The following is a 14,632-nucleotide window of genomic DNA, read 5'->3' on the forward strand; positions in this document are numbered from 1 at the left end:
TCACTGCTACACAAACTACATTCCATAAACTACACTCTAGGAAAATATATGTTCGAACATATACAATTAGCAACACCTGATCCAATACTAGGACTGCTAGATATCATATCTACTGATCAACGACCTAACAAAATCAACTTAGGAATAGGAATTTATCAAGATCAATATGGAAATACTCCAATACTAAAAAGCGTAAAAAAAGCAGAACTATTCCTGCTAAACAGTGAAACTACAAAAAATTATCTTAATATTGAGGGAAACAAAGACTTTAATAAATCCACTCAAAAACTATTATTTGGAATACACTCACCCACCCTCGAAAATAGAATGAAAACAGTACAAACACCAGGAGGTACTGGTGCACTACGAATAGCTGCAGATTTCTTAAAAAAGAACACTAACATTAAACGCGTATGGATTAGTGATCCAAGTTGGACCAATCACAAAAACATATTTCATACAGCAGGATTCGAAATTATTCAATACCCTTACTATGATTATGACATGCATACCATTAATTTTAACAAATTATTTGATAGTTTATCACATGCACAATCGAAAGATCTTGTAATATTTCACGGATGTTGTCACAACCCAACAGGAACTGACCCTAATCATGATCAATGGAAGCTATTATCAGATTTATCTTTAAAAAACAACTGGCTACCCTTATTCGATTTTGCATATCAAGGATTTTCTGAAAATTTACAACAAGATCTTACTGCATTACATATTTTTTCAAGTTCTCATCAAGAACTAATTGTTTGTAATTCGTATTCAAAAAATTTTAGCTTATATAATGAAAGAGTTGGTGCTTGCACATTAATTTCAGAAAATGAAATAATTGCTAATAAAGTACATAGCCAACTTAAATGTATAATTCGTAGCAACTACTCCAATCCTCCTTCCCATGGAGCATCTGTGGTAAATACTATTTTAAATAATAATGATTTAAAAAACTTATGGGAACAAGAACTAAAAAACATGTGTATGCACATTAAAAAAATACGGCAACTATTTACAAAAACTTTAAATAATTTTCACCCAAACAAAGATTTTAATTTCATCAACAAACAAACAGGTATGTTTTCATTCCTCGGACTACATAAACAGCAAGTACAACAATTACAGAAGGAATCAGGGATTTACATGCCAAATTCCGGTCGTATTAATATATGTGGAATAACTCAAAATAACATAAACTATTTATGCGAGAAATTATCAAATGTTATATAAAATGCTGTATGCAGTTATTATAAATTCGCTCATGACCTAAAGTGGATTTCGGACCATGTCCAGGTAGGAATAATATATCATCTCCCAAGGAGATTACCTTTTTAATAGAATGAATTAAATCGGACATATTCCCTCCTGGTAAATCAGTACGTCCAATACTACCATTAAACAATACATCGCCCATAAAAATAAACCTAGACTTTTTATCCCAAAATATCAAATGGCCTGGAGAATGACCTGGACAATGAAGTACTTCAAACTGCACATTACCCACCATCACTATTTCATGATCCAATAACCAAAAATCTGGCACAACTGGCGGAACAATATTAAAATTTAACATGCAACATTGAATTTCTATATTATTCAATAACCATCTATCCGCGAAATGCGGACCAACAATAGGTACTTTATAATAATCTGATAATTCTTTAGCTCCAGCAACATGATCAACATGACCATGAGTTAATAAAATTTTTTTTACAACCAAAGAAAGAGAAGTTATAATTGGCAATAATAATTCAATCTCACCGCCAGGATCTATTACAATTGCTTCATTTTTTTCCTCACACCAAACTAATGAGCAATTTTGATGAAACGAAGTAACTGGGATAACTTTATATCTCATTATAAACCTTATATACCTTATATATATAAAATCTAACTTTATTTCACATTAAAGCAAAAAACACTACATATCTACTATAATAAACCTTCAAAATTACTATAGTCACCTAATTCAGGTATCTTGAAATATTAAAAAAATCAAAAATTTTTTTAATGTACTAATATCAAACAACACTAAAACCAGCATCTACATAAATCACTTCACCTGTAATTCCACTAGAAAGATCAGAACATAAAAAAGCTGCAACATTACCAATTTCATCAATAGTAACATTCCTGCACATTGGTGATTTATCTTTACAATAAGATAACATCTGTTTAAAATTCATAATACCAGAAGCAGCTAATGTACGAACAGGCCCCGAAGAAATAGCATTGACACGAATCCCTTCAGCCCCCAAAGAACGAGCCATATACCGCATATTAGCCTCTAACGAAGCTTTAGCTAACCCCATAACATTATAATTAGGAATAGCACGTACAGACCCCAAATATGTTAATGTAACTAAAGACGAACATGTACTTAACATATTACGACAAGCCTTAGCTAAAGCAACAAAACTGTAAGAAGTAACATTATGTGCAACAGAAAAACCTTCACGAGTAATAGACTCCACATAATCACCATTTAATTGATCATTTGATGCATATGCAATGGCATGAACAAATCCATCAAACTTTAACCAAAACTTAGATAAATGTAAAAAAAGATCATTAATAGATTCGTCTTCAGAAACATCACAAGGCAATACAATATCAGAACCAAAATCATTAGCAATCTTTCTTACTCGATCTTTCAATTTATTATTCTGATAAGTAAAAGCTAACTGAGCACCTTCACGATACATCGCTTTAGCGATACCATACGCCAAAGAACGATAACTGGCAACTCCAGTAATCAAAACACGTCTACCATCAAGAAATCCCATAAAACTACTCCATGGTAACATATACCATTATCGAATAACATACCACTAATACAGTATAAAACAAAAACGCAAATATATCAAATATATGTAATTGTATATAATAAATACAAAAAACAAACTCATTTTATATCATATTAATCTTAAAACATTCATTGGTATTTATACAAAAATATTAAAAAAAATTTTATAATGCAAATATTACAATTTATACTTCATAATAACACAAAATATAACTTCATAATCAACAAAATAAGAACATTAACATTTTTTTTAAAAATTATTATAAAATTAATCAAACACACTAATACACTAAATCAAACAATTTATAATGAATATAACAAAAAATTTTCAATGACTATAACCAAACATTCTTACAAAATCACTCCATCAAATAAACTGCAATAAAAAACTCTAAATAGACACATAACAAAAATAAACATAAACATATAATTATGTGAAGCTTATTATAATAGTATATTACAGACTGACAATAATACATGTTCTCATACTATTTAATTACCATGATTATTCACAACACATAAATAAATTTACTTTATTGCAAAACCACCAATAATATATATAACATATAAAATAAAAAATTTTAAAAATCAATATTTATAACAAAGTTATATTTGTATTTTATATACCATGATTTTTAAAAAATAAAACAATGCAATTCAACATATAACAACAATAATCACACTCTATATAATTCCTTAATAAATTTTTTATTTATAAAATTTTAAAAAATTAACACTAAAATAAATACATAACATAAAATATACAAACAATTAACAAATCACACTAATTTCAACAAAAACACATCTAGAACAGTTTCTGGTAATAATACAAAAAATTTAAGTATACTTACAATCTTATAATTATGAACTTGCATTATACTCTATCAAAAAAAATGAATGTTTTGCTATATCATCAACAAAAAAAAATATTAATAGATACTACTTATCACTTTTAATTTTCCAACATCCATTAATAAAAAAAGATTTCCAACTAGTACACTTACCATCCTTCATCGAAACAACATACTGCTGTTTACTTTTTCGATCAAAACGAACTAAAGTTTTATTACCATAAATATCATATATTGGCGCATCTGCCAAATAAGACAACTTTTTTGGCAAACGATCACGAAAACGAACCAATTCTTCTACAAAAGGAGCACGCGTCTCTCGCGATTTCGGGAAGGTATTAGCCGCTAAAAAAATCCCTGCTTTCCCATCCCGAAGAACAAAATAAGCATTTGATTTTTCACATATAAGTTCTGGTAACGGAAGTACCAAAGATTTTTTAGGCACCACACAATCATTAGATGAAATTTTCATGGTATTTTTGCAATCCAGATTGCTGCATAACATATATTTACCAAAACGACCAAACTTTACATACATATCATACATACATTTATCACACTGAACAACACAAAAATCACTTATCTTCTGTATACCAAATTCACCATTTTCAATATTATATCCAGCACATAACGGATTATTAACACAAACATGTAATTTACGACAACTATCAATAAAATAACTGTCCATAACACTATTACATTTTTCACATTTAAAATGATTACTACGAGGAATTGAATTTTGCAACATCTCAGGAACTAAATTTATTGTATTTTTACATCTACTTTTTAAAGACACGATATTTTTATAACCTTCACAACTAAGAAAAACACCAGTAACCGCAACCCGAATTCCCATATTTTTACCACATAACGAACAAACTATACTAGTCATTATCATCGAATTCTGACGCATACCGCCATCCTCGAAATCTTTCTCTGCAACACTTAACTGTTCACTGAACCTAATAAAAAAATCATCTAAAACAATTTTCCACTCAGTCTGATTATCAGCAATTTTATCAAGCACACCTTCCATATTAGCAGTAAATTGATAATCCATTAACTCATAAAAATTTTCAGATAAACGATCAGTAACAATTTCACCTATTTTCATGGCATAAAAATGTGCATGATAAAGACAAACATAACCACGATCCTGTATGGTAGAAATAATTGAAACATACGTAGATGGGCGACCAATACCTCTTTTTTCTAACTCTTTTACTAAAGATGCTTCATTATAACGAACAGGTGCTTTAGTGAAATGTTGAGTAGCAACAATCCTTTTAAATTTCAATACTTCACCAATCTTAAAATCTGGAAATTTATTTTTCTCTTTTTGATCCGACTGATTACCAATCTTAGACATTATTTTTTTCCAACCATCAAAAAAACAAATTCGATGAGAAAACTGTAATGTAAAATCTCCTATTTTCATTGATAAGGTAGTAATAATATCTTTCGATGAACTCATTTGAGAAGCAATAAATTGACACCGAATTAAATGGTATAATTTTTTTAAATCAGAATTTTTATCTTTTATTGATTCCGACGAAAAACACACGTTAGAAGGTCGAATAGCCTCATGTGCCCCCTGCACACAAGATGTAAAATTATATTCATTATTTTTTTTAGATAAATATTCTTGACCAAATACATCATAAATATAAGAACGCACCATGCTTAACGCAGATTTACTGACATTTGTTGAATCAGTACGCATATAAGTAATATATCCCGCCTCATATAATCGTTGAGCTAATAACATTGTTTTTTTTATACTGTACCCTAAATGCACACTAGCTGATTGCTGTAAAGTAGATGTAACAAACGGAGGATGTGCCCGAACAAATAAAAATTTATCTACTCTATTGCTAATAACATAAGAATCAGTTTGCAATAATATATTTTTTGCTTGCTTTAACTCTGTTTCCGTAGTTGGAATAAATCGAGATTTTCCATTACGAACTACTTGAAAACGCAACTCATTTCCAATAGAACCAATTAAATCAATATATAATTTCCAATATTCTTTAGAAATAAAATTTCTTATCCTGCGTTCACGTTCAACTACCAACCTCACTGCCACAGATTGTACTCGTCCAGCAGATAATCCTCGAGCAATTTTTTTCCATAATAACGGAGATAACATATAACCAACTAATCGATCCATAAATCGGCGTGCCTGTTGTGCATGTACTTTACCAATATTCAATACCGTTGGATGCTTAAACGAGTGCATAATAGCATCGCATGTAATTTCATTAAAAATAACACGACTAATTTTCTTCCTATCTACTTGAATGACCTCTTGCAAATGCCAAGCGATAGCTTCACCTTCACGATCTAAATCAGTTGCAAGATAAACATGATCAGAGTTTTTCGCTAACATACTAAGTTCATCAATAATTTTCTCTTTTCCAGGCAAAATTTCATATTTTGCTATCCATCCATGATATGGATCAATTCCTATACGATGTATTAATGCATTTTTTTTATCCAATTTATCAACATTTTTTTTTAAAATTCTGTGGTCTTTTTGATTTTTAATAAACAAACTATTACTTGGTAAATCTCTAACATGACCAAAACTAGATTTCACTATATAATTATTCCCTAAATATTTATTAATTGTTTTAGCCTTAGCTGGAGACTCAACAATAACAAGAAATTTTCTCATATAAGCCTTTTTAAATATACGAAATATTCTATTTCATTCAACACAAATATAATAATATTCTACTACATTTAATATTAAACTAACTAATATATATTTTATAATATGAAAAATTTAATTATGACAAATCAATATAGCAAACAAATCATAATTAAATCAATGATCTCTCATCAACATTACAATAACATCAAAATTATTCATTCTATTCTTCAATACATAAAAAATTTATTTAAAATACACACCAATGTTTAAATAAATAATGAATATTAAAATTTTATAAAAAATAATATAAAAAATGAATAATTCACAACCATGCCAAATATAATTTTCAACATTTAAATAAAAATCATTTGCAATTATAAAATATCAATATTATTTAATTATAATTACTTATCTACAAAAAAATTGTATTATATAATAATTTTATATTTATTAAATATTATTAGTAGCATAGTTGTTTTTCATCTTTAAATTGATCTTATTTATTAAAATCACAATATTCATAACAGACTTATTAACATCAGTATACAATCTAGTAGATTTATGATATTTTATCTTTTTAAGAAAATCTTGATAATTTATGATTAAAATACAATAATTTATTAATTAATTTAATTTTTAAAATTTATATTAACATAATTACATTCTCATGAATAAAAAATTGAAATAGATTTTCAAAATTTCGTAAAATTATTAATATAATTTTAAGTATAAAATTATACTATTAAATAGCACCATTTTCAAAATTCCAACTATGATCTAAAATGTTAAAATAAATATCATCAGGAAAAAGCATGAAACCCAAGCAGCACCAAATAGAAATAATCAATATTCAAGCAAAATATCACAATGACCCATCAGCAATATTTAATCATTTATGCGGACAACGCACATCAACCTTGCTTTTAGAATCAGCAACAATTAACAAAAAACACAATATAGAAAGCATGATGATCATAGATAGTGCACTACGCATTGCAGCACATAAACAAAACACAGTAACTATCCAAGCATTAAGTGAAAACGGACTATCATTGCTCCCTTTACTAGACGAAATACTACCAACTAATATTACAAATAATATTCTATCTAATAGTCGTGAATTAACTTTCCCAATAATAAAAATTTCTGAACACGATGAAGATATGAAATTACAATCAACATCAATATTTGATTGTCTTCGCTGGCTGTTACAACTAACAAAGCAACCACAAAACATTACTAACAAAGCAATATTTTTTGGAGGGTTATTCTCATATGATTTAGTTACTTGTTTTGAATCCGTGCCATCTCTAAAAAATGGACCAAAATGCCCATATTTCTGTTTTTATCTAGCAGAAATACTTCTAATCTTAGATCATCAACATAACACTTGTAACTTTCAAGCCTCATTGTTTAATAACAATAACCACCAAGAAAAAAAACGACTACAAAATAAACTATACACCCTGCAAAAATACATGAATAAAACACCAAAACCTATTCATTCACAAATAATAAAAAACCTAAATCCTACATGCAATAAAAATGATGAAGAATACAAAAAAATCATAAAAAAAATGCAATCAGCAATACAAAAAGGAGAAATTTATCAAGTAGTTCCTTCACGAAAATTCTTACTCCCCTGTCCTTCACCATTAGCTGCTTATCATATATTAAAAACAGAAAATCCGAGTCCATATATGTTTTTCATGCAAGATCACAAATTTACTCTATTTGGAGCATCACCAGAAAGTTCATTAAAATATGATTCAAACACTCGAAAAATTGAAATTTACCCAATTGCAGGTACACGCCCAAGAGCAAGAAATATAGATGGAACATTAAACATAGATTTAGATAACCGTATTGAATTAGAAATGCGATCAGATCATAAAGAACTATCAGAACATTTAATGTTAGTAGACCTAGCACGAAATGATTTAGCACGAGTTTGCATACCGGGTACAAGATATGTTTCTGATTTACTCAAAGTAGACAGATATCATTTTGTTATGCATTTAGTATCTCGCGTGATCGGTAAATTACGACATGACCTTGATATATTTCACGCCTATCGTGCTTGTATGAACATGGGAACATTAAGCGGAGCACCAAAAATTAGAGCAATGCAACTTATATCAGAAGTGGAAAAACAACGACGGGGAAGCTATGGAGGATCCATTGGATATTTCACAGGCGCTGGTAATTTTGACACATGTATTATAATACGATCAGCATATATTGAAAATGGAATTGCAACTGTACAAGCAGGTGCTGGAATAGTAGTAGATTCTATTCCACAAAACGAAGCTGATGAAAGTCGAAACAAAGCACAAGCTGTTTTACAAGCAATCAAAAATGCACATTCTACATCTTTTAAGAGAAACTTTCATGGCTAATATATTATTACTCGACAATATTGACTCATTTACTTACAACTTGGTAGATCAATTAAGAAGCAATAAACATAACGTATCTGTTTATAACAACAAATTATCTGCCGCAACAATTATACAAATACTTTCAAAAATGAAAAATCCAATACTACTACTATCACCGGGACCGGGATCACCAAAACATGCTGGTTGTATGTTAGAATTATTAAAAAAAATGAAAGGGAAAATACCAATTATCGGGGTATGTCTTGGACATCAAGCTATTATTCAAGCCTACGGGGGACACATAAAACAAGCCGATAAAATTTTACATGGTAAAACATCAAAAATATATCATGACAATACTGCCATGTTTAAAAATATAACCAATCCATTGTTAGTCGGCAGATATCACTCATTAATAGCTACCGATATACCTCCAAATACATTAACAATCAATGCTCTATTCCAAAATAATACTATCATGGCTGTTCGTAACGACAAAGATAAAATTTGTGGATTTCAATTCCATCCTGAGTCAATTTTAACCACTCATGGAACACATTTATTAAACCAAACTATCAATTGGGCAATAATATAAATAAAAATATATCTCATGAAAACAAACAAAATTCTAAATAAACTATATCACGGACAATATTTGAATTATTCAGAAAATGAAAAACTCTTTCATTCTATTATTTACGAAAAATTGACACCATTACAAATAACAAGTGTACTAATCAGTATGAAAATACGAGGTGAATCTTACGAAGAAATTGCAAGTGCTGCTAATGTACTGCTAAAAATAGCTAAACCATTTCCACATCCACAATACCCTTTTGCCGATATCAGTGGCACGGGAGGGGATAAAAACAAAACAATAAATATCTCTACAACTAGTGCAATCGTAGCTGCTAGTTGTGGACTAAAAATAATTAAACATGGGAATCACAATATTTCTGGCCACACAGGCTCAGCTGACTTACTATCAGGATTAAATATCAAACTTAACGTATCTATTCAACAATCTTTAAAATCTTTACAACAGGCTGGAATATGTTTTTTATATGCTCCACAATATCATCCAATTTTAAAACATGTACAAAAAATACGACAGGATTTAAAAACACCAACTTTATTCAATATATTAGGACCACTTATTAACCCAGCAAAACCTCCATTAGCTATTATTGGAGTATACAAACCAGAATTACTTTTACCGGTTGCTCTCACTGTAAAACAACTTAAATATCATCACACAGCAATAATCGCACATTGTGATGGAACAGATGAAATTGGATTACATGCTCCAACAAAAATTGCAGAATTTCATAAAGGAAAAATACAACAATACACGTTAACAGCATCAGATTTCGGACTCAAAAATCAGAAAAAAAACGTAATCATTACTAAATCAAAACAAGAGAATATTGATTCTATATTAAAATTGTTACAAGGACAAGGAAAAACAGAACATGAATACGTAATAGCAGCTAATGTGGCTATGTTGTTAAAATTATTTGGAAACAATAATTTAATTGATAACACACATCGTGCCTTAGAAGCAATTCATGAAAAAACAGCATATAAAAATCTATTAGAATTACAACATTGTCAACAGACATAACATGAATAACTCTATTTTAGAAAAAATAATTTTTTATAAAAAAAATTGGATACATGCACAAATCCAACAAACACCACTAAAAACATTACAAGCATGTGTTCAACCAAGCACGAGGAATTTTTATCATGCACTTAACAAAAAATATACCGTATTTATTTTAGAATGCAAAAAAGCCTCCCCCTCTGGAGGTATTATTTGCAAAAATTTTAATATAGCTAAAATAGCTAATGTTTATAAACATCATGCATCAGCTATTTCAGTATTAACTGATGAAAAATTTTTTTGTGGCAATTTTAATCTTTTACATCAAATGAGTCAAATTGTTCAACAACCAATATTATGCAAAGATTTTATCATATCTAAATGGCAAATTTATTTTTCACGATTACATCAAGCAGACGCTGTCTTATTAATGTTATCTATATTAGACGATGAAACATATCAAAAATTACAAAAAACAGCTAAAACCTTAAATATGGAGGTATTAACCGAAGTTACAAACCAACAAGAATGGGAACGTGCCATGAATTTAGGAGCTAAAATAATAGGCATCAACAACAGAAACTTACATGATTTTACTATTAATTTGGAACGTACTATAACATTAGCTAAAAAAAAATATCAAGATAAAATAATAATTAGTGAATCCGGTATTAATCATTATAGAGATATCCGAAAACTCTGCCAATATGTTGATGGATTTTTAATTGGAAGTGCATTAACCAGTCAACATAATATCAATATAGCTATAAAAAAAATTTTCATGGGAGAAAACAAAATATGCGGTTTAACCAGGGCCACAGACGCACAAGCTGCTCATCAATCTGGCGCTATATATGGGGGATTAATTTTTGTTCCAGAATCACCTAGAACTATTGACATAGATACAGCATATCACATTATATGTAGTATGAAAAAATTATATTATGTTGGTGTATTCCGTAATTCTCCAATTGAACATATCATTAAAATAGTTACATTATTAAAATTATCTGCAGTTCAACTGCATGGCCAAGAAAATACTCAATATATAAATATATTACATAACCATCTGCCAAAAAATTGCTCAATTTGGAAAGCATTAAACGCTAATGAATATATACCAAATATTAATTACCCTACCACAAAAAAAATAAAACGATATGTATTAGATAATCACCAAGGAGGAAGTGGCAAACAATTTGACTGGTCACTACTTAAAAATATCCCCCTGGACAATATAATATTAAGTGGTGGATTAACAACAGAAAATTGTCATCATGCATCCACATTAGGATGTGCAGGATTAGATTTTAACTCAGGCGTAGAAACCACTCCAGGAATTAAAGATCACCAAAAACTAAATGAAATATTTCAAATATTACGATCTTATTAGCCAGCCCATAACTGATTTTATTAAACTACTAATTTTATTATACTTAAGAGATATATACAACAATGACCAAATCAAAACTTTCTTCTTATTTCGGGGAATTTGGTGGCGCATATGTGCCACAAATTCTAACTCCTGTATTAAATGAATTAGAAAATACCTTCATTTCTGCTAAAAATGATCCAATTTTTCAAAAAACTCTAACAATGCTTCTTAATAAATATGCCGGAAGACCAACACCACTAACATTATGTAATAATATCACACAAGGTACACATACTAAACTATATCTCAAACGAGAAGATTTGTTACATGGAGGTGCTCATAAAATTAACCAAGCATTAGGACAAGCTCTTTTAGCAAAACGAATGAAAAAAAGTGAAATTGTCGCTGAAACTGGCGCTGGACAACATGGAGTTGCTTGCGCTATGGCTGCATCTTTATTACAATTAAAATGTCGAATTTATATGAGTGATAAAGACATACAACGACAAAAAGAAAACGTATTTCGGATGCAATTAATGGGGGCAAAAGTCATTTCTGTAAATAAAGAAGGTCACGCTACTTTAAAAGATGCTTGCAATTCGGCTATGAAAGATTGGACAAAAACATATAAAAATACTCACTATATACTTGGCACAGCTGCTGGACCGCACCCTTTTCCTACTATCGTGCGAGAATTTCAACGTATTATCGGGCAAGAAACATACAAACAAATACAACTAGAAGAACACTGTTTACCAAATGCAATTATTGCTTGCATAGGTGGTGGATCCAATGCTATTGGGATTTTCTCTGATTTTATTCATCAAAATTCAGTGAAATTAATAGGCGTTGAAGCCGGAGGACTAGGAGTTAACACGGATCAACACAGCGCAGCCATACAATATGGTTCTTTAGGAATATATTTCGGTATGAAAGCTCCCATAATGCAATCTAATGATGGGCAAATTATTAAAAATTCATACTCCATTGCCGCTGGACTTGATTTTCCTTCTGCCGGCCCAGAGCACGCATATCTTAACGAAATACAACGCGCGAAATATGTTTCAATAACAGATGCAGAAGCAATACAAGCATTTAAAATGCTATCTAAATACGAAGGAATTATCCCAGCTTTAGAATCTGCTCACGCTGTAGCATATGCATTAAAAATGATTCAAAAAACACCAAATACAGATCAAATTTTGATAGTCAATTTATCTGGACGAGGTGATAAAGATATTGAAACTATACAAAACACTTTAACAAAAAATTCAGGAAATACATAAATGACACGTTATAAAAAACTATTTTCAAAATTAATGCTACAACAAGAAAAAGCTTTTATTCCTTTTGTTACTTTAGGGGACCCTGATTTTCATTTATCAATAAAAATCATAAATATATTAATTAAATATGGTGCTGACGCATTAGAACTAGGTATTCCATTTTCTGATCCACTGGGAGACGGGAAAAGTATACAAAATTCTTTTCAACGTGCACTTGACTCTAAAATTAAAATAAACGATGCATTTAAAATAATAAAAATAATACGTCAAAAATATTCAAATATACCTATCGGGTTATTAACATATACTAATTTAGTATTTAAAAATGGAATTGATGAATTTTATTCATCTTGTCAGCAACATAATATAGATTCTATATTAATCGCCGATCTACCAATCGAAGAAAGCAAAATATTCAGAAATGCTGCATTACAACATAATATTAGCCAAGTCTTCATATGCCCACCAAATGCTAATAACAATTTACTAAAACAAATAGCCAAACATTCGCAATCATATACTTACTTAACATCTCGTCCCGGAGTAACCGGAAATGAACACAATAATAGTATGCATGATAATTGTTCTTTAGATATTTTAATTCACGATTTAAAAACACACAATTCACCACCAATTATACAAGGATTCGGAATATCTTGTCCTTTAGATGTACAAATAGCACTATCATCAGAAATAAACGGAATTATTTCAGGATCAGCTATTGCTGACATTATTATGTATAATATGTATAATCATGAAATACTATTTGACCAACTAAAAAATTTCGTTTCTTCAATGAAGAAGGCCACTATTATTAAAAAATAAAACTCTATTTATTATAATATATCAAATTATATGGCTTATTGGGATATGAATTAACTAATACAACAATACTAAAACAACAATTATCAAAAAAAATTAAATTTACCTAGTGAAACTGAGTTAAAGACATATAACTAAATATTAACAATGTTGATGTCATAAATGTCATTTTATGTTCACCACCTATCAGATTGAAGAATTTTTTTCTAAAATATACATAAATCACAAATTAAGTGTTATGTGAAACAAAACGTTTTTTTACTTTAAATATGCAAAAATTAAAACACTCACACTTTAAAAAAATAAGAATATTTAAATAAATTACAAATACAACACTACACAATAACTAATACAATACTGAATAATTAAGATACAGGAACAAAAAATACACCAAACTTTTGATATAATGTACTTATGATACGACACAAGTAATAAGATATCTAAATTCTATTGCTTCATTATACATTCAAGATATTACTACTAAAAAATGTATTATTAAACATTTTAAATATCAATATAAAATAAATACTTATATAATTCATAATCCATCCGTGAATATTGATATCACATTTCATAATATTTTCTCTCTGTACTTGTAATAATTTAGCTTAAACCAAATAATTAGATTTATGCAAATAAATCACAAGACAAACAATTATCAACAAAAATACTACTTATTTCATTTCTTAACTCTAATAATGAAATATTTTCTATTAATTTAGTTAAAAATCACCTAATTTGTTTAGGTAACACACCATCCTTAAAAAAAATTTCATCCCATGAATTATTATACAAAAAACCTAATTCAATTAAATGATTGTTTTCATCATGTATTCAATA

General features: G+C 29.1%; 10 protein-coding genes. 7 read left to right on the forward strand and 3 right to left on the reverse strand.

Translation table 11 applies throughout. The features are described from left to right. Nucleotides 1–48: 48 nt before the first annotated feature. Nucleotides 49–1,236, forward strand: coding sequence for an amino acid aminotransferase (locus BTURN675_RS02040; RefSeq protein ID WP_046288882.1), 1,188 nt, complete (start codon nt 49–51; stop codon nt 1,234–1,236). Here the strand turns inward: BTURN675_RS02040 and BTURN675_RS02045 are convergent. The 3 genes from BTURN675_RS02045 to topA all read right to left on the reverse strand — a co-directional run bounded on the left by BTURN675_RS02045 (nt 1,229) and on the right by topA (nt 6,343). Beyond that, the gene (locus BTURN675_RS02045) at nt 1,229–1,864 is read right to left on the reverse strand and encodes an MBL fold metallo-hydrolase (RefSeq protein WP_046288883.1); all 636 of its coding nucleotides are present in this window, start codon (nt 1,862–1,864) and stop codon (nt 1,229–1,231) included. The genes BTURN675_RS02040 and BTURN675_RS02045 overlap by 8 nt on opposite strands. A gap of 163 nt (nt 1,865–2,027) precedes the next feature. Further along, entirely contained in the window at nt 2,028–2,792 is a 765-nt protein-coding gene (locus tag BTURN675_RS02050) for an SDR family oxidoreductase (protein ID WP_046288884.1), read from the reverse strand. 959 nt (nt 2,793–3,751) lie between these two features. Next, complete coding sequence (topA, locus tag BTURN675_RS02055) at nt 3,752–6,343, reverse strand: type I DNA topoisomerase (protein ID WP_046288885.1); 2,592 nt, start codon at nt 6,341–6,343, stop codon at nt 3,752–3,754. A gap of 791 nt (nt 6,344–7,134) precedes the next feature. On the opposite strand from topA, the gene BTURN675_RS02060 reads away from it, so the two are divergent. From BTURN675_RS02060 to trpA, 6 genes are all read left to right on the forward strand, one after another. Further along, nucleotides 7,135–8,721, forward strand: a complete 1,587-nt coding sequence (locus BTURN675_RS02060) for an anthranilate synthase component 1 (protein ID WP_046288886.1) — start codon at nt 7,135–7,137, stop codon at nt 8,719–8,721. Beyond that, nucleotides 8,714–9,298, forward strand: coding sequence for an aminodeoxychorismate/anthranilate synthase component II (locus BTURN675_RS02065; protein ID WP_046288887.1), 585 nt, complete (start codon nt 8,714–8,716; stop codon nt 9,296–9,298). The genes BTURN675_RS02060 and BTURN675_RS02065 overlap by 8 nt, the downstream gene beginning before the upstream one ends. Nucleotides 9,299–9,313: 15 nt before the next feature. Further along, on the forward strand, nt 9,314–10,327 hold the full coding sequence (trpD, locus tag BTURN675_RS02070) for an anthranilate phosphoribosyltransferase (RefSeq protein ID WP_046288888.1): 1,014 nt from the start codon (nt 9,314–9,316) through the stop codon (nt 10,325–10,327). Nucleotide 10,328: 1 nt separating this feature from the next. After that, on the forward strand, nt 10,329–11,702 hold the full coding sequence (trpCF, locus tag BTURN675_RS02075) for a bifunctional indole-3-glycerol-phosphate synthase TrpC/phosphoribosylanthranilate isomerase TrpF (RefSeq protein WP_052722616.1): 1,374 nt from the start codon (nt 10,329–10,331) through the stop codon (nt 11,700–11,702). A 62-nt stretch (nt 11,703–11,764) separates the two neighbouring features. After that, on the forward strand, nt 11,765–12,970 hold the full coding sequence (gene trpB / locus BTURN675_RS02080; protein ID WP_046288890.1) for a tryptophan synthase subunit beta: 1,206 nt from the start codon (nt 11,765–11,767) through the stop codon (nt 12,968–12,970). After that, entirely contained in the window at nt 12,971–13,795 is an 825-nt protein-coding gene (gene trpA / locus BTURN675_RS02085; RefSeq protein WP_046288891.1) for a tryptophan synthase subunit alpha, read from the forward strand. Nucleotides 13,796–14,632: the final 837 nt, after the last annotated feature.

The organism is Blochmannia endosymbiont of Polyrhachis (Hedomyrma) turneri (assembly GCF_000973505.1).
In the GTDB taxonomy this organism is placed as follows: domain Bacteria; phylum Pseudomonadota; class Gammaproteobacteria; order Enterobacterales; family Enterobacteriaceae; genus Blochmanniella.